Genomic DNA, 23,804 nt, shown 5'->3' on the forward strand with positions numbered 1-23,804 from the left:
CTGCGGGGAACCAGGGAAAAAACCACACCCAATACCTCTTCCCCCCCTCTGGGTCGGCCGCCCCCCCCCCCCCCCCCTCGGTGGCGGTCCCGCAACCCTTCAGGCCTCCCCCGACAAGCACAGGCGCCCACGCACGCCGAGCGGCCGGACTCCACGCCGCGCCGCTGCACCGCTGCCCCAGCGCGGCGTCGCCACCATGGAGGCTCGGCGCGACGCACCGGCCGCCGCCCGTGCGACAGCGCCACGCACCGCCGCAGCCGCCGAGGACCCGACCGAACGCGACCGCTGCGGCGACGCCACAGGAGGCACCGAACCGTTGCCAGGCCAGGAAAAAGCTCGAGCCCAGCGGCACTCTTCGAAACGGCACTACCGGCGGGTGTGGGCGCCTCAGTGGAGGCGGGTCCAGGGCTTGCCGCAGATCAGCTTCTTGCCCGGGCTGACGCAGGAGGTCTCGTACACCTTGCCGTCGGTGGTGATGGCCTTGATCCAGACCTTGTCTCCCTGCTCGCTGAGGGTGATGTCACAGGCGAGTGCGGGGTAACCCTTGTTGTCGGACAGTTCCTGCCACCTGATGTTCTTCGCCTTCTTGTCCCAGGCACCGGCGTAGGCGTGACCATCGGAGAGGACGACGGTGTGCTCCTCGTACTTGTTGGGGGCGAAGGAGTCGATGGCCTGGCAGGTCGGCCCGCTGTGGCCGGGATCGGCAGCGGCATACGCCGGCGCGGTCAAGGCAGCCAGGGCCACAACGAACGGGGCCACGACGCTCACGGTGCGGCATGCGTTGGTAGTCATTGTTCCTCTTTGCTGATCGGGAGTTCGGCCCGGAACAGTCACAGGCTCAGCTCCCTCATCGGCGGCTCAGGCCGCTCACTGAAGACAGCTGGTGTGATGATCACCCCCGTGGTCGTACGGGTGCGGCCCCAGGGCGGATCGGCGAAGGCGTGGTTGGCCGTGGTGGTGCACGGCAGTACCGACCAGATGCCCTCGACCGGATTGAGTCGGGTGCGTGGGGCGGCAGCCGGTGGACAGTGAAACAGTCCCGTTCGGCGATGTAGCGGCGCATCCTGGCCGTCACACGGATGTTCACGTTGTCCCACACCAGCACGATCGGGCCGCCGAGCTGGTCTGGCCGGGCATCCGGGCAGGGCCGGTAGGTCAGGCGGGAGCGTTCGCCGGCTTGCAGCAAGCCAGAGCAGCAACGGGCAAGCGTCGGCGCGAGCGGCCCCGTACGCGCACCAGCGGCGTGTGACCGCGGCAGGACCAGGTGCGGGCGGTCGGCGGCGTCATCGAGAAGCCGGCCTCGTCTTCAAAGACGAGCCAGGCGTCGAGCACCGCCGCGATCAGTCCACGCGCGGCCAGGTTTCCTTCACCCAGCAGGCCGCTGCTGTCTCATCGCGTTCCAGGGCCCGGCGGGCAGGGAGCCGGCAGCTCCAGCCATGCCGTTTGAGCAGGGCGAACGCTCCAGGGTGGCAGACCCGCAAGGTCCACCTCACCGCCGACCGCAAGTGCCGCCCGCTGGCGTTCGGCCTGACTGCCGGGCAGGTCGCGGACAGCCCCAGTCATCCCCGTACTGAGGAAATCAGGGTCCGCGGGCCCGTCGGCCGCCCCCTCACCCGGCCGGACGCGGTCGCCGGGGACAAGGCCTACTCGTCACGCGGCAACCGGGCCCACCTGCGGCAACGCGATATCAAGGCGGTCATCCCGGAGAAGAAGGACCAGGCCGCCAGCATCGGTGACTCGCCCCGGTCAGAGAGAGTCGGCCGTCCGGTAGACAGAGACGTGAGAACGCGAATCTGCGGTGAATTCCTCCCCGGTCCAGTCGGCATGCCTGGACTCCAGCGTCATTCCGGCCAGCTCGGCCATCAGGTCAAGTTCGCTCGGCCAGATGTAACGGTGCGGGCTGCGAAACAGCCGGGCCTCATGGCCGGCCTCGGCATCGAACCGGAAGTGGTGCGAGACGACCTGCTGGCGCAAGACGTCGTAGGTGTCGAGCCCGATATAGCCCGCGGCCGACTCCCAGACCACGGCCTGTTGACCTGGCGGCAACTTGCGAACCTCGGGTACCCACAGCTCGACGACGAACCGTCCGCCTGGCGCGAGGTGGCGTGCGGCGTTTCGGAAACAAGCGACCTGCTCGGCCTGCGTGAGCAAGTTCGAGATGGTGTTGTAGACGAGGTAGACGAGCTGAAACTCACCAGGGGCTCGCGCAGTGGCCATGTCGCCGACAACGACCGGGATGGCCGTCTCGTTGGCTTTGGTACGAAGCTGATCGATCATCGGCTTCGACAGCTCGATGCCACTGACCGAAACTCCCCGCTCCGCGAGCGGCACTGCCACCCGCCCGGTCCCGATGGCGAACTCCAACGCCCGCCCATCCTCGGTGAGCTCGACCAGGCGGTCCACCGTCGGCCCCAGCACCTCCGGTGCGAACATGCCGGTCCCAGGGGTGTCATAGCTCTGAGCGGCCTGGTCATCCCAAATCTCACTTTGAAGCATGAGCAGCGATGATTGACCACCGTCCGAGGAACGTCAACGCACTTTCGGCGCAGCCGAGATGAGGGCACGCCAGCGCGGGTCCTTGCTCGGCCCAACGGCGGTAACAAGCACTCGCATCGATCGTGGTCCGTCCACGCCACCCGCACCCCGCCCGAGGCCGGGCACCGCGAGAAGTGGCGGCTGGCCCTGACACATGCTTGCGTTCGCCTTCCTCACCTGGCGACAGGGCTCTCAAGGAGAGTTACAGTCCCGCTCCGCCGCCATGCGTCGGTCCGCCCGGCCGACAAGGCAGTCGAGCGTCCGATCCGGGCTGGGCCAGTCACCCATTGACGGTTGCGACCAGCATGCTGGTGTGACGGCGCACTGTGAGCCACCCCCCCCATAACGCCGTGCAGTCGGACCGGACGACGGGAGACACTGGCCTGGTGAATCAGCTTCAGGACATCGTGGAATTGACCGGTGGTGTGCTGCGCGAGAATCTCATGGGCGCCTACCTTCACGGATCTTCCGTGCTCGGAGGTCTGAAACCAGCCAGCGACGTGGACGTACTGCTCGTTTCCCGGATGTCGATGGACGAGCGGGAGCGACGGGCGCTTCTTGATGGCCTGCTCGCTATTTCCGGCTCCCGGAACATGGCCCGCCCGGTCGAGCTCACCGTGGTCGTCCAGTCCGAGGTGCAGCCATGGCGATACCCTCCGGCCTGCGACTTCCTGTACGGCGAGTGGCTGCGCGCCGAGTACGAGGCCGGGAAGGTTCCCCGGCCGGAGCCGTCGCCCGATCTGGCCCTGCTGATCACAATGACGCTGACTGGCGACTTCCCCCTCGCTGGCCCGCGGCCGGCACAGGTCCTCGACCCCGTCCCGCACTCCGACTTGGTCCGGGCAAGCGTGGCTGGCATTCCCGACTTGCTTGGCGACCTGGATGGCGACACCCGCAACGTCCTGCTGACCTTCGCACGTATCTGGACCACGCTCGCCACCGGCCAGATCAGGCCGAAGGACGTTGCCGCCGACTGGGCCCTCGCCCAGCTCCCCCCTGAGCACCGCCCCGTGCTCGAGCACGCCAGGCAGCTCTACCTCAACTGCCACTACTCCCAGGAGAGCTGGAGCGACACGTTGCAGCGACAGGTCCGTCCGCATGTGGACCACGTGCTCGCCGAGATCGACCGGTTGAGCATCCGGAACCAGCGGACATAAGAACCACTCCCGAGCCCTGCGGACGGCGTGCTTGTCGTATCGCGTGGGCTATAGCACGGTGTCTCCTGAGGCGGTTGATCCCGCACTCCATCCTGTCAGCCCGCACCCGACCGGGACGAACGCGTGGCCGACCCGGACCGATGCGGGGCACGCGAATCTTCTCCAGCACCGGTTCGAGCTGCGGCGAGTCTCCACGCTGCTCTGCCGTCACCACGATCGACAGAGGTTTCTGACCCTGCTCGACGGCCAAATGCGGTTTGGTGGTCGAGTCGAGCGGTGCAGCAACCGCCCAAGCAGTGCCGAGGCATTGCCACCCGCTACGAAACGGCGCTTCGGGCGGATTCAAGGTACGCCCACGCCTTCGTGCCCGACACGAGAGTCACCTCGACGCGCGCGTAGTCGTCGACCTCGTAGTCGTCTGCTGCAGCCAGTTCTTCGTCGGTCAGTTCCAGCACGGCGCCCTCGACCGAGTCACTCGGGTCGTCCGACGGTATGACCAGCAGGTGCCGGTCGGTGCCGCTGACCGCGATGACGTCAGGGTCCGTGATCCGAAGCTCCGTGGTGCGGTATCCGGGCAGCGCGTCGCGGCGCCCCTCCAGGAGTCGGCCGAAGCGTGCGAGCTGCACCTCGCGCATCTGCAACGTCCCGTAAGTGAAAAGGGCGTGGGGGGCTGGAAAGGTCATGTCGTTGGCACCTGGGTTTGTATCGTCTAGGACGCCTACGAGGCTAGCAAGCTCAGGCCAGCGAGCCCTACAACCTTCCATCCATCACCCTGGACGCCGGGCTGCAGGAGGCATCGCCGGTGATCTGAATGAACGCCCATCAATCCGAGCGCGTGTCCGCTAGTGCCACGTGATCGTGGACCGCCAAGGGACACAGTGACCGCCGAGACCCGTCGTGGTGCTACCGGTGGTCGGCCGGGAGCGCCTGCCGCCAGCGCTCGGCGTCGATCCGGCCCTCGTACAAGGGCAGTTCGAGCGGTGCCTGACCGGCTGCGAACGGGTCCCACACCCGTGTCAGGCCCGCCGTGCCATGGGTGCGCACCCGGCAGGCCTCGGCCAGGTCGAGGACATCCGTGACGATCTGGTCCGTGGCGGACTCGGATTCGGCGCGCACCCGGCCCTCGGGGTCGACGACGAGGCTGCAGCCGATCCCGTCGGGCCGCGCCGCGTTGACGCTGGCCACGGCGACCTGGTTCACGATCGCGTTGGCCCGGGCGAGGACGAGTTCCTGGGTGCGGTCGACGGTCGGTGTGCGCACGAGGTTGAGGACCAGGTCGGCGCCCTGCCAGGCCAGGTGCCGGGTGACCTCGGGGAACCAGGCGTCGTAGCAGATGGACAGGCCCACGCGCCCGTACCCGTCCATGTCGAAGACGACGAACTCCGTGCCGGACGCCGTGGTCTCGTACGGGAGCCAGGGGAAGATCTTCCGGTACGCGGCGACGCGCCGGCCCTCGGGCGAGTACACGGGCGCCGTGTTGTAGACCAGGCCGTCGGCACCGCGCTCGTAGACGCTGCCGGGCACGAGCCACACACCCGTCTCGCGCGCGAGGTCCGCCAGGTGGGCGCCGCGGGGGCCGTCCAGCGGCTCGGCGGCCGCCGTCATGACCGTCGCCGGGTCCTCGTCCGGCCGGTGGCCGCACAGGTGCAGCTCGGGGTAGGCCAGCAGCCGGGCGCCCGGGTGGGCGCGGATGACGCGGCGTACGTCCGCCGCGAACGCGTCCAGGCCGTCGTCCGCGGCGTGATGGTACGCGGCCGACTGGACCAGACAGATGGACAGAGGGCTGGTCATCGGGGGGCGGGACCTTCCGGGCAGGAGCGGTGTACGGGGGCCGATGACCAGCCAATCAGCCCGCTGATCAGCGGACAACCCCCCTGTTTCCTGCGGCAGGCACAGGACTAGCCTGTGGCCGCATGACCCTCAACCAGCTGAGGGCCTTCGTCGAAGCGGAGCGGCTCGGGTCGTTCACCGCGGCGGCGCGGGCCATGGACATCGCCCAGGCATCCGCCTCCGAGCTGGTGCGCCGCCTGGAGGCGGAACTGGACGCCGAGCTGTTCGTGCGCGGCACCCGCACCCTCGCCCTGACCTCGGCGGGGCAGGAGCTGCTGCCCTACGCCCAGCAGTCCGTGGAGGCGGCCGACAGCGGAACCCGGGCCGTGCACTCCCTCGGTTCGCTCGGCGGTGGTACCGCCACCTTCGGGGTGCTGCGCAACGCCGACTACTACCTGCTGTCCAACCTGGTGCAGTTGTTCCACGCCCGCTACCCGTCGGTGCGGGTGCGGCTCGTGGGGCAGAACTCGGCGGAGACCGCGGCCGCCGTGGCGATGGGACGCATCGAGGCGGGCCTGGTCGTGCTCCCCGTCGACGACGAGGAACTCCAGGTGACACCCCTGCTGCGCGACGAGGTGTACTACGTCAGCGCGAGCGAGGAGCGCACCCGTACGCCGGTGACCATCGAGGACTTCGCCCGGGCATCCCTCGTCCTGTACGACGCGCACTACGGCTGGCAGGACCCGACGCGGCGGCAGCTCGCCGAACGCGCCCAGTTCGCGGGGGTCCGTGTCGACCCGCTGATCGAGCTCGAACACGTGGAAGCCGCTCTGAAGCTGGTGACCACCGGGGTCGGCGACACGATCGCCAGCCGTGCCGTGGTCGACAGTCCGGCGTTCCCCGCGGGGCTGCACACGGCTCCCTTCGCCGACCCTCTCTACGACACCATCGCGCTGGTGCGGCGCCGGGGACACCCGCTGTCCCGCGCGACCCGTGAGATGGCCCGCATCGCCGAGGACACCCTGCGCGAGATCCGCGTCGCACGCGGCGTGTGAGGGGCATCCCGCGAGGCGGGACAGTGCCACAGCTCCACAGGACAACCCTGTGGATGGGACAGGACTCGCCCCTCTAGTCCTGTGGCAGAAGCCCGTCTAGCGTCCTCGCCATGCAGATCACGCACGACGAAGCCCAGGCCCTTCCTCCCCTCCAGTGGCTCAAGAAGCCCTCCGTCGACGGCCCGCCCGCCCAGCGCGACCCGAAGGTGGTCGAGCGCGTCTCCGAGATGCTCACGGAAATCGAGCACAAGGGCATGGACGCGGTGCGCGCCTACGCCCAGGAGCTGGACGGCTGGTCCGGCGGCCTGGAGGTTCCCGCCACCGAGTTGAAGAAGTCGGGGGACGCCCTGCCCCCGGACGTCCGCACCGCCCTGGAGATGGGTTACGAGCGCACCCACCGGTTCGCCGCCGCGCAGCGCGAGCACCTCACGGACTTCGAGGTCGAGCTCGCCCCCGGTGTGAAGGGCGGTCAGCGGTACGTGCCGGTCTCCCGCGTCGGCGCCTACCTTCCGGCCGGCCGGTTCCCGCTGCTCGCCAGCGCGTTCATGACGGTCAACGTCGCCAAGGCGGCCGGTGTGCCCACGGTGGTGGCGTGCACACCGCCGTCCGGTGAGCACGGCGCCCACCCCGCGGTGCTGTACGGCGCCCACCTGTCCCGTGCCGACCGGGTGTTCGCCCTCGGCGGCGTGCAGGCGCTCGGCGCGATGGCCTTCGGTCTGCTGGGCGAGGCTCCGGTGGACATGCTGGTCGGCGCGGGCAACGCGTTCGTCACCGAGGCCAAGCGGCAGCTGTTCGGCCGGGTCGGCATCGATCTGCTCGCCGGCCCCTCCGAGGTCGCGGTCATCGCCGACGAGAGCGCCGACCCGGTGTGGGTGGCGGCCGACCTGCTGGGCCAGGCCGAGCACGGCCCCAACTCCCCCGCCGCGCTGATCACCACGTCCGAGGGGACCGGGCGGGCCGTCGTCGCGGAGATGGAGCGCCAGCTCGCCTCCCTCGCCACCCGTGACATCGCCGGTCCGGCCTGGCGTGACTTCGGCTCCGTCATCGTGGTCGAGGACCGGGACGCCGCTGTCGCCGTCGCGGACGTCATCGCCCCCGAGCACCTTGAGGTGCACACCGAGGACGACGACTTCTACCTGGAGAACCTCTCCAACTACGGTTCGCTGTTCATCGGGCCGTGGTCCACCGTGGCGTACTCGGACAAGGGCATCGCCGGCACCAACCACGTGCTGCCGACGGGCAAGACCGCGCGGTACAACGCCGGTCTGTCGGTCTCCCGGTTCCTCAAGCCACTGACGTACCAGCGGGCCGCGAAGGAGGGCACGGCGGCGCTCGCCCCGGCCGTCGAGCGGATCTCCGCCTTCGAGGGCCTCGCGGCCCACGGCGCGACCGCGACGCTGCGCATCGACAGGATCGGCCGCACCTCGGGCGCGTTCGACGACGTGCCGGCCGCGCTGCGCGAGCAGCTCTGACCGCTCCTCTCACCGCCGGGCCGGGGGCAGCGTCGTCATCGGCGCCCGTCCCCGGCCCACCCCTCTTCCGGGACCCTGCGTGCCGTTCAGGCGCGGCGTGGCTCCCCCTCGTCCGCGAGCCAAGGATCCTCACATGCAACACCCTCCTCCTGAGCCGTCCCCCGCCGCGGGCGCGACGCTCACCCAGGGCCTGAAGGGCCGCCAGATCACGATGATCTCCATCGGCGGGGTGATCGGCGCCGGTCTCTTCGTCGGCTCGTCGGCCGCCGTGGCCACCGCTGGCCCGGCCGTGATCATCTCGTTCCTGCTGGCCGCCGCCCTGGTGGTGCTCGTCATGCAGATGCTCGGCGAGATGGCCGTCGCCAACCCCGACACGGGCTCCTTCTCCACGTACGCGGACCGGGCGCTGGGCCGCTGGGCCGGGTTCTCCATCGGGTATCTGTACTGGTGGTTCTACATCCTCGTCATCCCCATCGAGGCCATCGCGGCCGGGGAGGTCGTCGCGGGGCTCACCTCGGTCCCGAGCTGGATACCGGCCCTCGCGGTGATCCTCGTGCTGACCGGCAGCAACCTGCTGGCCGTGCGCAACTACGGCGAGTTCGAGTACTGGTTCTCGCTGATCAAGGTCGTCGCCATCGTGGCGTTCCTGGTCCTCGGGGCGCTCGCGGTGCTCGGGGTGCTGCCCGGGTCCGACGCCCATGGTGTGTCGAATCTGTGGAGCCACGGCGGCTTCGCCCCGCAAGGTGTCACGGCGATCCTGGCCGGTCTGCTCACCGCGATGTTCAGCTTCCAGGGCAGCGAGATCGTCACCATCGCGGCCGCGGAGTCCGAGGAGCCGCGCAAGAACATCAAGAAGGCGATACGCGCGGTGGTGTGGCGCCTGGGCCTCTTCTACATCGGCTCGATCCTCGTCGTGGTCTGCCTCGTGCCCTGGAACGCCGACGATCTGGGGGCGGGGTCCTATCAGGCGGTCCTTGACCGGATGAACATCCCGGGCGCCGCCCGGATCATGGACGTGGTGCTGGTGGTCGCCGTGTGCAGCTGTCTCAACTCCGCCGTCTACACGGCTTCACGGATGCTGTTCTCGCTGGCCGGGCGCGGTGACGCCCCGGCCGCCTTCGCCCGGACCTCGCGGCACGGAGTGCCCCGCAACGCGGTGCTCGCGTCGACGGTCGTCGGCATCGCCGCGGTGATCGGCAACTATCTGCTGCCGGACGTGTTCTCCTACCTCATCGCCTCCAGCGGGGCGATCGCGCTGATGATGTACATGGTCATCGCACTGACGCAGTACGCCGTGCGCCGCAAGGGCGAGCGGCCGACCGATGTACGCATGTGGGGTTTTCCCTTTCTGACGCTGGCCACCATCGCGTTCATCGCCGGGGTGCTTGTCCTGATGGCCGTACTGCCCGGCCACCGGCAGGAGTTGTGGCTCTCTCTCGGGCTCGCCGCGGTGCTGGCCACCGTGGGTGTGGTGCGGCAGCGACGTGGTGCGGCGCCCGAGGACGCCGCCGCCGAGCCCGTGCGCGCGGCCTCCGGGACGTGACGGTTCAGCGTGCCTTGGCGTGGGTGGCTCTCGGGACGAACTCGGTCGGCAGGACGAGGCGTTCGCCGTCGGGGTCGACCTCGCCGACGATCCGTCTGTCCAGCAACCTGGCCGCCTGGCAGGCGAGTTCATCCAGATCGTGCCGGACGGTCGTCAGGCGGAACACCTCCCAGGCCGCCATGGGCAGGTCGTCGAAGCCGATGACGGTGAGGTCGTCGGGCACCTTGACGCCCGCCGCGAGCGCGGCGTTGAGCACGCCGATGGCGACCACGTCGTTGCCGCAGAAGACGGCGGTGGGCGGTTCGGCCGCCTTGAGGAGGGAGGGCAGTGCCGCGTACCCGGTCTCGTACTCGAACGCGCCGCGCACCACGCGGTCATCCGGCAGCCCTATGCCGCTGTCGGCCAGGGCCAGCCGGAAGCCCAGCTCGCGCTCGCGCCCCGTCGTGGTGTTGGCCGCGCCGAAGATGCCCGCGATGCGGCGGTGACCGAGCCGGACCAGCTCTCGCGCGGCAAGGCGTCCGCCACCTTCGTTGTCGACGACGGAGGCGAAGTCGCCGGGCCGGCCGGTGTCCCGGTTGAGGAACACGTACGGCATGCCGCGACGCTCCAGCAGGGCGGGCAGACGCGAATCGGTGGTGGCGGTGGCGAGGACGACGCCGTCGAGTGACTGGTCCAGCAGTTTCTCCTCGGCGACCGCCTCGTCGGAGCGCTCGGTGAGCAGCATCATCCGGTAGCCGAGCCGTTGCAGTTCGTCGTGGAGCGGTGCGACGACGTGCGGGTAGAACGGATTGGTCATGTCGGTCACGATGACGCCGACCCGGTGGGTGGCCCGGGTCGACAGAGTGCGGCCCGCTTCGCTGGGTACGTAGTTGAGCGCCCGGGCGGCCCGCTTGATCTTCTCGCGGGTGGCCTGCGACACACGGGGGTCGTCACGCAGGGCGCGGGACACCGTGGGCTGCGAGAAACCCGCGAGTTTCGCCACGTCGTGACTCGTGATCGCCATGTCTCTCTCCTCGCCGACACCTCGTACCGCACGGAACCAGAACCGGCGGCCCGGACAGTATACGTACGCCGCGCCGAATACGTATGTCTGCCCTGTGGCCCTCGGTCGCGGCTCACCCGGCGACTGCCGGGAAATTCGATTCGAGCCCCTTGACAGGACCCACCCCGGGAGCCTGTCATGGCAATGCATACGTATTCCAATCTTGCTTTCCACCAGGGAGCCCCCCATGTCCGATGCCGTCGTGTCCATACCCGAACTCGAGCGCCGCACGGTGCGCCGCAGCGACTTCGTCTCCTGCAACCAGGCCTTCATCGACTGCCGTACGCCCGGCTCGGACCGGAAGCAGAACTACGCCATGATCGGGCCGGGCGTCTCGCAGTCCTCCGGCCAGCACGTCAACCTGCGGCTGCCGCACGGCTACAACATCGGTGCCGCCGCCATGCCGCACGGCATCACCAACAACCTGCACCTGCACTACACCGCCGAGGTGTTCATCTGCACCGCCGGCGAGTACCTTCTGCGCTGGGGTGCCGACGGCAACGAGGGTGAACTCCCCCTGAAGGCCGGCGACATCGTGTCCGTGCCCACCTGGATCTTCCGCGGCTTCACCAACACGGGACCGGACGACGGCTGGCTGTTCACCGTGCTCGGCATGGACCGCACCGGCGGCATCATCTGGGGCCCCTCGGTCCTGCGTGAGGCGGCACAGCACGGCCTCTACCTCAGCGCCGACAACCAGCTCGTCGACACCGTCGCCGGGGACGCCCTCCCGCCGGAGTCCGAACGGGTCACTCCGATGGCACAGGAGCACATCGACCGGCTGCGCCACTACAGCACCGAGGAGATGAAGCGCCGGATCGCCGCGGCCGACGAGCTCGTGTGGTCGGAGCACCCCTTCCTCGACAGCGGCCTGCCGGGCGGCGGCGCGCGCCTGAGCTGCGTCATCGGCTACGGCATGACCGAGGACCCGCACCAGGAGCCGCGCGTGTTCAACCCGCACGGCCACAACGTCGCCTGGCTGCGCGCCGCGCCCGGCCAGGGTGTCTCGCAGCACCGGCAACAGGAGACGCAGACGCTGATCGTCAAGGACGGCCTGTGGGAGGTCACCCTCAACCGCACCGACCCGGTCTCGGTGCGCCTGGGCCCGCGCGACATGCTGTCGGTGCCGCAGGACGCCTGGCGCACGCTGCGCAACGTCGGCGAGGAGGAGGCCGACCTCCTGGTGGTCAATTCCGGGGACGGACGGGTCCGTCTGGAGTGGGACGAGGAGGTCCTCAAGGCCGCCGCCGACGCGGGCCTGGGCCTGGACCACAACGGGTACGTCGCCCCGTACGCGCTGCTCCCCCGCTCCGCGCGCCGCTGGTGACCGGCGTGCCGCTGCCCCTGGTCGTGGTCCCCGGCATGCTCTGCGACGCGGGCCTGTGGTCGGACGTCACCTTCCCCGAGGGCCACGCCGTCCATCACGTCACGCTGCGGCGGCCGAACATCGGCGCGCTCGCGGACGATGTGTTGTCCGCGGTGGACGGGCCGTTCCTGCTCGTCGGGCTCAGCCTGGGCGCCATCGTCGGGTTCGAGGTGCTGAGGCGGACACCTGAGCGCGTGGCCGGAATGTGCGTGATGGCGACGAACGCCGCCGCCCCTCGCCCCGAACAGCACGTGGCCTGGCGGGAATCGGATGCCCTCGTCGCGGCCGGCCGGTTCGCGGAGGTGGTCGAGCGCACGCTGCCGGACATGTTCCCCGACCGGCGCCGGTCCGTGGCGGACGCCGAACGCTACCGCCGCATGGCTCAGGCGGTGGGCCCCGATGCCGCCCGCGCCCAGCTCGCCGCCCAGCACACCCGCGAGGACGCACTCGCGGCGCTGCGCTCGGCGCGCTGCCCCTCCGTCGTCCTCGCCGGCAGCCGGGACACACTCTGCCCGCCCGCCTTCCACCACGCCATCGCCGAGGCTCTGCCCCACTCCCACCTGCGCGAACTTCCCGACGCCGGCCACCTGGTGCCGTGGCAGCGGCCGGACGCCGTGGGCGCGGCGCTGAGCGACCTGGTCGCCGCTGTCACCGCCGCCTGAGATCCCATCCCCCGTATCCAACGAAGCGAACCGAAGAGAGCCGTCATGCCCCGATTCCTCAAGTCCTCCGTCTCCGCCGCCCAAGTGAGCGCCGCCCGCGCGGACGTCGCCGACCGGGTGCGCGCCATCCTCGACGACATCCGTGAGCGCGGCGACGAGGCGGTGCGCCAGTACTCAGAGAAGTTCGACAACTGGGGCCCCGAGTCGTTCCGCCTGTCGCCCGAGGAGATCGAGCGCATTGTCGCCGGTGTCCCGCAGCAGGTTCTGGACGACATCCGGTTCGTCCAGGAGCAGGTGCGCACCTTCGCCCAGGCGCAGCGCGACGCGCTGCTCGACGTCGAGATCGAGACGCTGCCAGGCGTCCGGCTCGGCCACCGGCACGTCCCCGTCTCCGCCGCAGGCGCGTATGTGCCCGGCGGCCGCTACCCGCTGACCGCCTCGGCCCATATGACGATCGTGACCGCCAAGGTCGCGGGCGTGCGCCGGGTCGTCGCCTGCACCCCGCCCATCCGGGGCGAGATCCCGGCCGCGACGGTCGCGGCGATGCACCTGGCGGGCGCCGACGAGATCTACCTGCTGGGCGGCGTCCAGGCCGTCGCGGCGATGGCCGTGGGGACCGAGACGATCGGCAGCGTGCCGATGCTGGCGGGCCCCGGCAACGCGTATGTGGCCGAGGCCAAGCGTCAGCTGTTCGGTGAGGTGGGCATCGACCTGTTCGCCGGGCCCACGGAGATCCTGGTGATCGCGGACGAGCACGCGGACCCCTTCGTGGTCGCCGTCGACCTGCTGTCCCAGGCCGAGCACGGTCCGGACTCCCCCGCCGTCCTCGTCACCACGTCCGAGGAGCTTGCGCTCGAGGTGGAGCGGCACATCGAGCGGCTGCTGCCCGGCATGCCGACCAAGGACTTCGCCGAGCCGGCCTGGCGCGACCACGGCGAGATCGTCGTGGCCGACACCCTCGACGAGGCCTTCGAGATCGCCGACTCGTACGCCAGTGAGCATGTCGAGGTACTCACCGAGAACCCGCGCCAGGCGCTGGACAAGATGCGCGACTACGGCGCCCTGTTCCTCGGCGAGGGCACCTGTGTCAGCTACGGCGACAAGGTCATCGGCACGAACCACGTCCTTCCCACCCGTGGCGCGGCGCGCTACACGGGTGGTCTGTGGGTCGGCAAGTACCTCAAGACGGTGACCTACCAGGAGGTCACCGACACCGCTTCGTCGGCGTTGCTCGGTGAGGTGTGCGGGCGCGCCGCCCGCGTCGAGCTCTTCGAGGGGCACGCGCGCTCCGGTGACGTCCGTGCCGCGAAGTACGGCGACAAGACGCTGGAGTGGAACGAGGAGGCCGGCGCATGACGGCCGACCGCACCATGACGCCCCTCGCGGGGCGGACGGCCCTCGTGACCGGGGGCGGCAGCGGCCTGGGCCGGGCCATCACCCGCTCGCTGCTGGCCGACGGCGCCCGCGTGGTGATCACGGGTCGCGACGGGGGCACCCTGAAGCGCACCGCCGACGAGCTCGGCCCCGGCGTCACCCCCCACGTCTGTGACGTCTCCCGCCCCGATGACGTCGACGCACTCGCCTCGGCCCTTGCGGACGACGAGATATCGATCCTGGTCAACAACGCGGGCATCGCGGGCCCGGTGGCTTCACTGACCGACATCTCGCCCGGAGAGTGGGACGAGGTCTTCGACATCAACGTGCGCGGCGTCTTCCTGATGTGCCGGGCCTTCCTTCCCGCGATGACCCGCCGTGGCTCCGGTGATGTCATCAATGTCGCCTCGGTGTCGGGCAAGCGGCCACTGCTGCGGCGCACCCCCTACTGCGCGTCGAAGATGGCGGTCATCGGCCTGACGACCACGCTGGCGGGCGAGGTGGGGCCGCGGGGCGTCACGGTCAACTCGCTGTCCCCCGGGCCGGTTTCGGGGCCGCGCATGGAGCGAAACTTCCGCCTGGAGGCCGAGCGCACGGGCAGCAGCTACGCCGAGGCCGAGGAGTCCTTCGTCTCACGTGCCGCGCTCGGGCGGATGGTGACCGAGGAGGAGGTCGGCGAGGCGGTGAGCGCGATGCTGCGGATGCGTGGCATGTGCGGCGCCGATATCGACCTGTCGGCGGGGATGGTGGCCCGATGACCGTCCCGCGCACCCCGCGGCGCAGCCTCAAACAACGCCTGGCGGCCGGTGAGTCGCTGCGCGGCGTGATGCTGCGGCTGCCCTCGGAGACCCTGCTGGAGATGGCGGGCGTCGCCGGTCTTGACTACGTCGCCATCGACTGCGAGCACGGGCCCGCGGACACGGCGCTGCTCCAGCAGCACATCATGGCGGCCGAGGCCCACGGCATCGACGTCCTGGTACGGGTGGGAACCGCCGAGCCCATGCTGGCGCTGCGCTGCCTGGACCTGGGCGCGGCCGGACTCATCCACCCGCACGTGGACGGCGCCGAGGACGCCCGGCGGGCCGTGGCCGCGAGCCACTATCCGCCATGGGGCGAGCGAGGCTTCGCCACGTACAGCCGGTCGGGGCGATTCGGTACGGTCACCGCGGCCGAGCATGTGGCGGCCTCCCGCGAGACGCTGGTCATCGCGATGATCGAGACGCGGCGTGCGTGCGCCGCGGCCGACGAGATCGCCGGCACCGAGGGCGTGGACGCGGTCCTGGTCGGTCCCGCCGACCTCGCGGCGGACTGCGGCTTCCCGGCGCCGGCGGTCGTCGACGACCTGGTCGAGCAGGCACACCGGGCCACCGCCGAGAACGGCCGTACGGTGATGACGATCGTCCCCCACCTCGCGGCGGCGCAGGCCGCAGAGGAGACCGGGGCCCGGCTGATCGTCTTCAACATGGCGCAGGTGCTGATGGACACCATGGGCGCCCTCGCCCGGCCCACGGGGCCCGCGGAGACCCGCTGAAGGGCCTCCACTTGTGTGGCGCCGGAGGCGCTCCGCCCCACCTGCGGAACGTCTCCGTCCACCCCGGCTCCATCTCTTGACGCCCCTCCCCGGGAACTCTAATGTTCACGCCTAGTTCATACGTATGCATTCCCCATTCAACGCGCGATCGGAGCAGCCATGTCCTCTGCAGCGCCACCCCGCACAGCCCCCGCGTCCACCCCGGAAGCGGCAGAGAAGCGGAGCGCGATTCGCCGCGCCATCGGCGCGGGCAGCATCGGTAACTTCGTCGAGCAGTTCGACTACGGCCTGTACGGCTACATGGCACCCATCATGGCCCCGGCGTTCTTCCCCGAGAGCGACAAGACCGTCGCGGTGCTCGGGACGTACGCGATCATCGCGATCGCCTGCCTGTTCCGTCCGCTCGGCGGGACCATCCTGGGTCGCTGGGGCGACCGGGTGGGCCGCAGGAAGACGCTGCTGTGGACCCTGGTGGCCATGGGCGCGTCCACCGCCCTCGTCGCGGTCCTGCCCACGTACCACCAGGTCGGCATTCTGGCGCCGCTCCTGCTCCTGATGCTCCGTGTGGTCCAGGGTGTCGTCTCCGGCGGCGAGTACGTCGGGGCGGTGGCGTTCATCGTCGAGTGGGCCGAGCCCGACCGACGCGCCTACTACGCCTCGTACGCCTCCAACAGCTGCTTCGTCGGCACGCTCGCCGGCGCCGGCGTCGCCGCGCTGACCAGCTGGGTGTTCGAGGGGCCCGCGATGGACTCGTGGGGCTGGCGCATGCCGTTCCTGCTGGCGATCCCGCTCAGCCTCATCGGCCTGTGGATGCGCAGCCGCATCTCGGAGAGCCCGGAGTTCGTGCGGGCCACCGGTGACGGCGCCGACGTCGTCAAGTCGCCGGTGCGCGAGGCCCTTCGCTCGCAGTGGCGCCCCATCCTGGTCTACTGCGGCATCTCCATCATGTGCGCGATCCTGTCCTACACCTGGGTCACGTTCTATCCGCAGTACCTGACGGACACGCTCGGCCTGCCCCGCTGGATGGGCCTGGCCTCCAACGCCATCTCGATCGCCGTCCTCATCCCGCTGCTGCCGCTGGCCGGCATGCTCTCTGACCGCATCGGGCGCAAGCCGATGCTCATCACGGGCGCCGTGGCCTGCATCGTCCTGGTCCCGCTCGCCTTCTGGGTCGGCGAGGCGGGCACCTTCGGCGCCGCCGTCGCCAGCCAGCTCATCTACCTCATACCGGAGTTCTTCCTCACCGGCATCATCACGGTCTGCGCGGCCGAACTCTTCTCCACCCGCACCCGGTTCAGCGCCAGCGCCATCGCGTACAACAGCTCGTTCTCCATCTTCATGGGGATCACCCCGTTCGTCGCGACGCTGCTGGTCAACACCTTCGGCACGATCTACGCCGTGTGGGCCTACCTGGCCGTCGGAGCCGTCCTGGCCCTCGTCGTCGTCACCGCCTTCATGACCGAGACGTACCGGAGCCAGCTGGGCGCGGACAAGTTCGCCCGCCAGGACCCACCACAGCCCGCCTGACCCCGTGGGTCCGCGCCCTTGCCCTGCCCACCACCAATTCATTCACCCTGCATACGCATTCACACCACACTGGAACGGAAATAACACCATGGCCCTGGACCCCGTCGCGTACGAGCCCTACAACGACCCGGACGAGTTCATCCGCGAGGTGACCGACCGCATCTGGGTCGAGCGCGACATCGCCCACATCGTCGACAACTACGAGCCCGACTCGATCGTCCACGCCAGTCTCGGTACGGTCGTCGGCCGCGACGGCGTCATCGAGGGCAGCACGATGCGGATGGCCACCGTACCGGGACACATCGGCCAGGCCGAGGACGTGGTGTGGGAGGCCCGCGGGGACGACGCCTTCCTCAGCTCACACCTGGTCTTCTCCGCCGACGAGCACCTCGTGGACGGCCGCAACGTCCGCGTCCGCAAGCGCACGGTGGCCAACTGCCTCTACCGGCGCGGCCGCATGGTCGAGGAGTGGGTGGTGCGCGACGACCTCGCGGACTGCCTTCAGCTCGGCATCGACCCGGACGAGGCCGCGCGCGGCCGCCAGTTCCAGGGCTACACCGGGTCGATGACCGAAGAGCCGCCGAAGGACGTGCTCCTGGAAGGTGTCAGCGGGCCGCGCCCCGACGACTTCCGTCCCGAGTGCGAGATGGTCCTCGAGTTCATCGACCGGGTCTGGTCACGGCGCGAACTCAACAAGGTCAACGACTTCATGGCGCGCGACCTCTTCCTGCACACCATCGGCGACCGCACCGTCATCCGTCCGGAGCGCTACCAGGCCGATCTGCTGGAGATGGTCGGCCCCTTCCCCGACGCGCGCTTCGCCGTACGGGACATCCAAACCCACTACGCGGAGCGCTACGCGGGTCTGCGCGTGGCCGTGACCTGGACCATGCACGGCACGTACCGCGGCACCCCCGCCTTCGGCCCGCTCACCGGCAAGCCGGTCACGGTGCTCGGTGTCTCCCAGTTCCTGATCCAGGACGGCCGCATAGTGAAGGAGGTCCGCGTGTACGACGAGATCGCGCTGCGCGCGCAGATCAACGCGGGGCGGGAGGACGGCGCGGACGTGGCGGCCAATATCTACTAGGGATCTGCCAGGTACCTGCTGGGCCAGCCAGGATGGTCGGGGATCTCGGAAAGGTCCTTCCGGCAGGCCGGGACCAGCGTCACGGGCTTCGCGCCAGGCCGGGTCGGCGGCACTGGTGACGGCGTCTGGTCCGAGCGGCCGGGGCTTCCGTCATGCAGGGCATCCGTCCGCCGGTCCTTGACACGGGTGGGCGCCGACTCGCGCACCCGGCATTGGGTCAAGGCCCCCCTTCGGATGCCCCTTCCGCCTGCACATCCTCCTGTCCTCCGACGAGAGCGCGCTCGGCCGCGCCGCTTTCCCTCGCCGGTGCGGCGCGGACCATCCGACGGCTGACGAGGAAGTCCCAGACCTGCTGGGCGACGGAGGCCGGCATGGCGGGGACAGCGAGCTCCGCTTCCGGCAGAGCACGCGGCACGGTGAACAGTTGGAGCAGGGCCATCAGGCCGTCCGGGATGAAGTACAGCCGACCGTCGACCCGCCGGAAGGCGAATCGGCCCGGCTGGTCGGAGTCGCCGCGGCCGGTCCAGTAGTAGAACGTGTACTGCTGCACCACCTCGCGGTCCGGACGGCGGATCACCGTGCCGTTGATGACGTAGCGCGTTTCGCGATCCGGCTGGGGCGGGCCCACGACCTTCATGATGTCCTCGCCGTACCGATCCTGGTAGAAGTACGTGTGTGCGCAATCGGTGCCGCCCACCCACGGTCGCCCGAGGTCGTTGCCCGTCAGGGTCGCCTTGGCCTCCTCCACCGCGGTCAGCTCGTGTTCGCTCAACCCGCCGTCGACCTCGTCGTAGTCCAACGCCCGAGCGATGTCGTGATCGGGGTACGGCATCACGTCACGCAGCCCGAACTCTTCGGGCCGCTTGGCCACGATGGCTCCGGCGGTGAGCATGAACGTGCCCAGGCCGCCGAAAGTCCATTTGTCGCGGTGCTCACGCAGAAAGTTGACCGACTCCATGGCCTCGTCCACGGTCTCCGTGGGGAAGCCGGTGAACCCCATCATCTGCACACCGATTCCCGCCTGTGTCATGGCGTCGATGGTCTGCGACACCTGGGCGAGCGTGGTGCCCTTGTTGATCAGATCGAGGATGCGCTGGTTGGCGGACTCAAAGCCGACCGAGACCGAAACGCACCCACTACGCCGCAAGATGCGGCACCGCTCGGTCGACCAGTACTTCTCCAGGCGGATCTCCGCTCCCCAACGGAAGTCCACGCCCGACTCGATCACCCGCTCCGCGAACTTCAGAATGGTCGCCGGTGCCAGTACGTCCACCGAGAAATAGATGAACTTGGCGAACTTGGATATCTCCACGACATCGGCGACCATCTTGTCGACCGGGTCCTGCCGCCACGGGCTGGTCGGACTGTCCCCGTTGAGGCCGTAGTCGCAGAACGTGCACTTGTTCCAGTAACAGCCTCGGGTGGGTGAGTAGTACACGAACGGCTCGGGGCTCAGGTATTTGTCCCACGGCAGCGTCGAGTAGTCCGGAGTCGGCAGATCGGCGAGCTGTTCGTAGCTGAACACCGGCAGTGCTCTGCTGCCCCCGTGCTTTGGGTGCAGGCGGATGTTGGGGTGGCCGCTCGGCAGGCGGTCCTCGTCAAGGGAGTCGAGGATCTCCACGTACGCGCTCTCGCCCTCACCCACGACGAGCGCGTCGAACACGTCGAAGACCTGGAACACGCTGCTCTTGTCCACTGCGTACTTGTTGACGTCTGCGACTTCGGTGCCGCCCGCCATCAGGAACACGTCTGGCAGTGCCCGGCGGATGAGCCGTGCCAGCCACAGTGCGTACGGCAGTTGGGAGACAAAAGTGATGTTGATGCCGATGACATCGTGGCGGTCCGCGATCAGACGCGGCACCAGGACGTCGGAGTAGTAGGGCGTGAACGGGTTGCCCAGCCGGGCGAGCAACGCCTCGTCCGTGAGATCCCGGACCGAGGAGACGTTGAACCTGTCGTAGGGCTGGAATTCGAATCCGTTGTGGAACTGCCCGGGCAACCCTGCCGCGCCCATGATGTTCATCCAGCCGGTGATGGTCTCCACCGCGTGCTGGTACTGGGAGTAGTCGTAGAACCGCTCGGGATCCTGAAGCACCCGGACGGCCTCGGCGGTCTGCTCGGGTGACATCTGCCCGGCACGCAGCCGCATCGCGGCAGCCGCCGTGGGTGACATCCGGTCGTCGAACACGGAGGCGGCCGACACCTGTTGGGCAATCCAGTCGGGGGGCAGGTCGGTGTATGAGTGGTGGAACGCCTCGATGTTGGCGTCGATGACCGCTGCCACGGCCTGTCCGCGCGCCCGGGCGTAGGAGTCCAAGTAGCACAGCGAGTGGTATCCGCAGGTCGGATCGGTCAGCGGTGGGTAGATCAGGGCCGGGCGCATATGTTCTCCCTGATGGTGCGGATGGACGTTTCCAGCTCGTCCGCGTCGAACCGGAGCGTGTGGGCGGGCACCGTGCCACGGCCCTGCACCCGGACCGGAGTCGCCGGCTCCAGGGCCACCGCCAGCATGGTGCCGCTCATTCCCGGCACGGTCACGACGCCGTCCTTGACGGAAACCATCCCCTTGGCCTTCTCCCCCTGGTAGGAGTCGTGAGTCTCGCGCCGTACGGATTGCACGGCTCCGACGTCGACGGAGACCGCCGCCAGGTGGCCGGTGCGGATCACCAGGTGCTTGTCATCGATGTAGTGGGGGCGGGTGTGCACGCCCGCGTAGACGCCGAACAGCCACAGGACGCCGTAGATCCCGAGGATGAGCAGCACGGTACGCAGCCATGACCAGGGCACCAGCAGCTCGGCGAGGAAGATCTCCACCGGCCCCAGGAACATCATCAGCAGCAGGAACACCTTCTGGTTCGCCCCGTAGCGGATCACGGTGGCGTCCGCCGGGACGTCCTTGCGGCCGCGCACCAGCAGGGCGATCGATATGACTCCGCCCAGTTCATGGCGGATCAGCATGAGCATGGGACGAGGCATGACCGTGCCTGCCGCCTCGAGGAACGCGTCCCACCGGGACACACCGCTGCGACGCAGTCGCCGGTAGACCACCCGGGCGGTCGCGGCAAGGGCCAGCGCCGCGACTCCGGTCAGGATCTCGCCCCCGATCGCGATGAGCACGGCGTCACCCAGATCGAGCACTCCGGACGCTGCCAAGGTCAGTTGGACGGCGATCAGGGTGCACGCCACCCACTTGAGGGCGCGCACCATTCTGTTCGGCCCGGAGTCGGCCGATGCCTCTAACCGCTGTTGATCAGATCCCATACGTTCCCCACCGACGCGCGGATAACGGCCTTTTACGCACCATCCATGTTGTCCTCGGTCGAATCGGTCGACACGATCCAGTCCCGCTCGACGACCAGCCAACTGTCCCCCGTCAGTCTCCGTTCGACGTAGGCATAGGGCAGTGCGCCGTAACCCCGCTCGCCCCACTCCTCACCCCAGCTGTTGCGGACCCGGAAATGGCGTTCGGTGTCGTCGAAGCCCACCAGCAGGGTGATGTGCATGCCCCATGAGCGCTCCCCCTTCCCGGGCAACGGGAGGTCACCGGTCCCGAAGGAGGAGAACTGCGAGGCGTACAAGGGGAATTCGCACGCTACCGGGAGCCCCGCACGCAACGCGGCACGCAGCGTGCCGAGGTACCGCTCAGGTGTGATCTCCTCCTTGCGGATCCGCCAGGAGACCACGTCCGCAGTGCAGTGCGCTACCGGTCGGAGGCCGACCTCCGGGTCGGTGTCCACGGTCGCGGCGGTCCACGGCCATGACGCCTCGTCCGGCAGTCCGAACTGCTGCCAGGCGGCGATGCTGGAGTCGATGTGCGCGCCGCGCCGATCAGGTTGCCCCATCAGGCGGCGTGCCATCCGGTAGTTGAACAGGATCGAGGGCTCGATGTCCGCCTGCCGGGCCCGCCGGGCGAAGTAGGCGGCGAGCGCTGTGACCACCGCCGAGGTGCACAACGGCACCGTTCCCTGGTTGATCACCGGTGGGAACCACTCGTCCAGAGCCACACGGCCGGCGGGGTCGTCCCGCTCCTGGGGCCATGGTGGTGTGATGCCGGTGCCCCGCCAGTGGAACGTAGCGGGGTGGTGGTCCAGGTCGCCCAGCCGCTCAGCCGCCGCTGACACGCTCGGCCTCCCGTTCGTCGTGGATCCCTCGCATGACCGCGGCCAACCGCTGGTCGCGCATGAGAACCGCCTGCCGGAAGGCGCGGAGGGCGTCCGGCGCGAAGTCCGCTTCCGGACGTCGCTCCGGCAGGAAGTGGCGGTATCGGTCCTCGCCCCGGACGAGCAGCGCGCTGTCGGGGCCGTGCGTCGGGCGGACCGGCGGAGCCAGGTAGTCCACCGCGAAGCAGATCCGCTCCTCGGCCACAGTGCTCGGGCCGCTGCTGTGCACCGTCGTCGGTTGGTGGAGCGAGGCCTGGCCCGCCTCGATCTCCACCGCGACCACGTCGTCCTCGTGTATGTCGTAGTCCGCCCGCTCGCCCCGCATGAGGCCGGCGAGTGTGCGGTCGGTGAAGTCGTGCCGGAGGAGGCCGGCCTTGTGCGACCGGCTGCAGTACAGCATCGTGCCGTTGTCCCGGCTGGTCCTCGTCAGCGCGAGCCAGATGCGCACCGCGTTGCCCTCGGCCCCCTCCCAGCCGAAGTACGGGGCGTCCTGGTGCCAGGCCAGTCGGCTGCCGCTGTGTCCCTCGCGTACGAACAGGTTGGTCGACCAGACCAGGAGATCCGGCCCGAGGAGACTGGAGGCGAGGTCCAGAAGGCGTGGGTGGTGGACGAGTTCGTCCGCCCAGCGCGCGACCAAGTGGATCTTGGGGTAGTTCCACCGGCGCTTCAACAGGCCACCCGCCCGGCTGGTCACCGTGCGGTAGGTCCGGTAGGCGGTCACGGCCTGCGCGACCTCGGAGGGCGTCAGCACGTCGACGGGCATCAGATGGCCCTGCCGGTGAAAGAGGCCGATCTGTTCCGGACTAAGCGGGCATGCCGACTCCGCCACGGTGCACCCCCACGGCTCGCTCGACGGTCTGCTGCCGGTCACCCGTCAGGTACTCCCGCATGGCGCGCAGGAGCAGCCGGGCGTCATCGGCCTTGGTGTCGGGTGCGGTGGTCTCGAAGTAGCGGGTCAGGGCCGCGTGTTCCTCGTCGGGCACGGCACCTCGGATCGCGTGCAGGGCCGCCCGCGCGGTCCGCTCGGGGAAGTAGAGGTTCGTCGCCGCGCGCAGGAACGCCTCGGCGGTCTCCGGGCCCACGACGGCGGACTCCAGCGCGGCGGCGACGGCGAAGCGCAGGTTGACCATCGGCTCGGAGATGGGTGCCCCGGTCTCCTCGTCGAAGGCGATGGCGACCTCGTCATCGGCGTCCAGCTCCGCCGTGCGGTAGGCATCGAAGATCCTGCCGATGCCCACCATGCCCCAGTGGTGGCATTCGGCCGCCCGCAGCGCGCCCATGCTGGAGGAGCCGAAGACCTTTATGCCCCGGTCGACGATCTCGAGCACCTCCTTCGGGGAGACGCACAGCGCCGAGAGGAACTTGCCGTCGACGATGCCGACGGCCTTCGGCAGTTCCGGCCGCTTCAGCAGTTCCGCCAGATCGCCCCGGGCGATCGGGGGCAGGTACTCCGCGTCCAGTTCCTCCGCGGCGGCGGCCCGGGGAAGGCTCGGCCCCAGATACACAACAGCGTTCATCAGTGG

At 69.5% G+C, this 23,804-nt stretch carries 21 protein-coding genes and 2 pseudogenes; 12 read left to right on the top strand and 11 right to left on the bottom strand.

Annotated elements, in window-relative coordinates; all coding sequences use genetic code 11:
• Positions 1–387 precede the first annotated feature (387 nt).
• Both ACZ6JY_RS31265 and ACZ6JY_RS31270 read right to left on the bottom strand, forming a co-directional pair.
• Positions 388–792 carry a hypothetical protein gene (locus tag ACZ6JY_RS31265; protein ID WP_469201222.1) on the bottom strand — a complete coding sequence of 135 codons (405 nt, stop codon included), beginning with the start codon at positions 790–792 and terminating at the stop codon, positions 388–390.
• A gap of 143 nt (positions 793–935) precedes the next feature.
• Positions 936–1,451: pseudogene (locus ACZ6JY_RS31270) on the bottom strand (transposase); the annotation flags it as partial.
• Here ACZ6JY_RS31270 and ACZ6JY_RS31275 point away from each other — a divergent pair.
• Positions 1,444–1,728 (top strand): annotated as a pseudogene (locus ACZ6JY_RS31275) (transposase); the annotation flags it as partial. The pseudogenes ACZ6JY_RS31270 and ACZ6JY_RS31275 sit on opposite strands and share 8 nt — an antisense overlap.
• 18 nt (positions 1,729–1,746) lie before the next feature.
• Here the strand turns inward: ACZ6JY_RS31275 and ACZ6JY_RS31280 are convergent.
• Complete coding sequence (locus tag ACZ6JY_RS31280; RefSeq protein WP_469201224.1) at positions 1,747–2,496, bottom strand: class I SAM-dependent methyltransferase; 750 nt, start codon at positions 2,494–2,496, stop codon at positions 1,747–1,749.
• Between the two features lie 425 nt (positions 2,497–2,921).
• Here ACZ6JY_RS31280 and ACZ6JY_RS31285 point away from each other — a divergent pair, with 425 nt between their 5' ends.
• A complete protein-coding gene (locus ACZ6JY_RS31285; protein WP_469201226.1) occupies positions 2,922–3,692 on the top strand; it encodes an aminoglycoside adenylyltransferase family protein in 771 nt (256 codons plus the stop codon).
• Between the two features lie 317 nt (positions 3,693–4,009).
• Here ACZ6JY_RS31285 and ACZ6JY_RS31290 read toward each other — a convergent pair whose 3' ends face one another.
• Both ACZ6JY_RS31290 and ACZ6JY_RS31295 read right to left on the bottom strand, forming a co-directional pair.
• The gene (locus ACZ6JY_RS31290; RefSeq protein ID WP_469201227.1) at positions 4,010–4,375 is read right to left on the bottom strand and encodes a gamma-glutamylcyclotransferase family protein; all 366 of its coding nucleotides are present in this window, start codon (positions 4,373–4,375) and stop codon (positions 4,010–4,012) included.
• Positions 4,376–4,595: 220 nt separating this feature from the next.
• Entirely contained in the window at positions 4,596–5,483 is an 888-nt protein-coding gene (locus tag ACZ6JY_RS31295; protein WP_469201229.1) for a carbon-nitrogen hydrolase family protein, read from the bottom strand.
• Positions 5,484–5,605: 122 nt separating this feature from the next.
• Here ACZ6JY_RS31295 and ACZ6JY_RS31300 point away from each other — a divergent pair, with 122 nt between their 5' ends.
• The 3 genes from ACZ6JY_RS31300 to ACZ6JY_RS31310 all read left to right on the top strand — a co-directional run bounded on the left by ACZ6JY_RS31300 (position 5,606) and on the right by ACZ6JY_RS31310 (position 9,532).
• Complete coding sequence (locus ACZ6JY_RS31300) at positions 5,606–6,517, top strand: LysR family transcriptional regulator (protein WP_469201231.1); 912 nt, start codon at positions 5,606–5,608, stop codon at positions 6,515–6,517.
• A gap of 110 nt (positions 6,518–6,627) precedes the next feature.
• Positions 6,628–7,989 carry a histidinol dehydrogenase gene (gene hisD / locus ACZ6JY_RS31305; RefSeq protein ID WP_469201233.1) on the top strand — a complete coding sequence of 454 codons (1,362 nt, stop codon included), beginning with the start codon at positions 6,628–6,630 and terminating at the stop codon, positions 7,987–7,989.
• Between the two features lie 133 nt (positions 7,990–8,122).
• A complete protein-coding gene (locus ACZ6JY_RS31310) occupies positions 8,123–9,532 on the top strand; it encodes an amino acid permease (RefSeq protein WP_469201235.1) in 1,410 nt (469 codons plus the stop codon).
• 4 nt (positions 9,533–9,536) lie between these two features.
• On the opposite strand, the gene ACZ6JY_RS31315 is transcribed toward ACZ6JY_RS31310, so the two are convergent.
• Positions 9,537–10,535: a LacI family DNA-binding transcriptional regulator gene (locus tag ACZ6JY_RS31315; RefSeq protein ID WP_469201237.1), complete on the bottom strand. Its 999-nt coding sequence runs from the start codon at positions 10,533–10,535 to the stop codon at positions 9,537–9,539.
• Between the two features lie 226 nt (positions 10,536–10,761).
• On the opposite strand from ACZ6JY_RS31315, the gene ACZ6JY_RS31320 reads away from it, so the two are divergent.
• From ACZ6JY_RS31320 to ACZ6JY_RS31350, 7 genes are all read left to right on the top strand, one after another.
• Positions 10,762–11,901 (top strand): cupin domain-containing protein, encoded by a 1,140-nt coding sequence (locus tag ACZ6JY_RS31320; protein ID WP_469201239.1) that lies wholly within the window; start codon positions 10,762–10,764, stop codon positions 11,899–11,901.
• Between the two features lie 5 nt (positions 11,902–11,906).
• Complete coding sequence (locus ACZ6JY_RS31325) at positions 11,907–12,602, top strand: alpha/beta fold hydrolase (RefSeq protein WP_469201240.1); 696 nt, start codon at positions 11,907–11,909, stop codon at positions 12,600–12,602.
• 45 nt (positions 12,603–12,647) lie between these two features.
• Positions 12,648–13,958: a histidinol dehydrogenase gene (gene hisD / locus ACZ6JY_RS31330; RefSeq protein ID WP_469201242.1), complete on the top strand. Its 1,311-nt coding sequence runs from the start codon at positions 12,648–12,650 to the stop codon at positions 13,956–13,958.
• The gene (locus tag ACZ6JY_RS31335; protein WP_469201244.1) at positions 13,955–14,734 is read left to right on the top strand and encodes an SDR family NAD(P)-dependent oxidoreductase; all 780 of its coding nucleotides are present in this window, start codon (positions 13,955–13,957) and stop codon (positions 14,732–14,734) included. Before hisD (ACZ6JY_RS31330) ends, ACZ6JY_RS31335 begins: the two co-directional genes overlap by 4 nt.
• Positions 14,731–15,507 (top strand): HpcH/HpaI aldolase family protein, encoded by a 777-nt coding sequence (locus ACZ6JY_RS31340; RefSeq protein ID WP_469201246.1) that lies wholly within the window; start codon positions 14,731–14,733, stop codon positions 15,505–15,507. Before ACZ6JY_RS31335 ends, ACZ6JY_RS31340 begins: the two co-directional genes overlap by 4 nt.
• A gap of 159 nt (positions 15,508–15,666) precedes the next feature.
• Complete coding sequence (locus ACZ6JY_RS31345) at positions 15,667–17,034, top strand: MFS transporter (protein WP_469201247.1); 1,368 nt, start codon at positions 15,667–15,669, stop codon at positions 17,032–17,034.
• An 88-nt stretch (positions 17,035–17,122) separates the two neighbouring features.
• Positions 17,123–18,121, top strand: coding sequence for a nuclear transport factor 2 family protein (locus ACZ6JY_RS31350; protein ID WP_469201248.1), 999 nt, complete (start codon positions 17,123–17,125; stop codon positions 18,119–18,121).
• Positions 18,122–18,338: 217 nt separating this feature from the next.
• Here the strand turns inward: ACZ6JY_RS31350 and ACZ6JY_RS31355 are convergent, their stop codons facing one another.
• The 5 genes from ACZ6JY_RS31355 to ACZ6JY_RS31375 are packed head-to-tail and all read right to left on the bottom strand — an operon-like array spanning position 18,339 to position 23,798.
• Positions 18,339–20,504 (bottom strand): B12-binding domain-containing radical SAM protein, encoded by a 2,166-nt coding sequence (locus ACZ6JY_RS31355; protein ID WP_469201250.1) that lies wholly within the window; start codon positions 20,502–20,504, stop codon positions 18,339–18,341.
• The gene (locus ACZ6JY_RS31360; RefSeq protein ID WP_469201252.1) at positions 20,489–21,382 is read right to left on the bottom strand and encodes a hypothetical protein; all 894 of its coding nucleotides are present in this window, start codon (positions 21,380–21,382) and stop codon (positions 20,489–20,491) included. The genes ACZ6JY_RS31355 and ACZ6JY_RS31360 overlap by 16 nt, the downstream gene beginning before the upstream one ends.
• 32 nt (positions 21,383–21,414) lie before the next feature.
• Positions 21,415–22,242, bottom strand: coding sequence for a C1 family peptidase (locus ACZ6JY_RS31365; protein WP_469201254.1), 828 nt, complete (start codon positions 22,240–22,242; stop codon positions 21,415–21,417).
• A complete protein-coding gene (locus ACZ6JY_RS31370) occupies positions 22,226–23,152 on the bottom strand; it encodes a phytanoyl-CoA dioxygenase family protein (protein ID WP_469201255.1) in 927 nt (308 codons plus the stop codon). The genes ACZ6JY_RS31365 and ACZ6JY_RS31370 overlap by 17 nt, the downstream gene beginning before the upstream one ends.
• Positions 23,085–23,798, bottom strand: a complete 714-nt coding sequence (locus ACZ6JY_RS31375) for a TfuA-like protein (RefSeq protein WP_469201257.1) — start codon at positions 23,796–23,798, stop codon at positions 23,085–23,087. The genes ACZ6JY_RS31370 and ACZ6JY_RS31375 overlap by 68 nt, the downstream gene beginning before the upstream one ends.
• Positions 23,799–23,804 lie beyond the last annotated feature (6 nt).

Source organism: Streptomyces sp. NPDC046335, assembly GCF_055587985.1.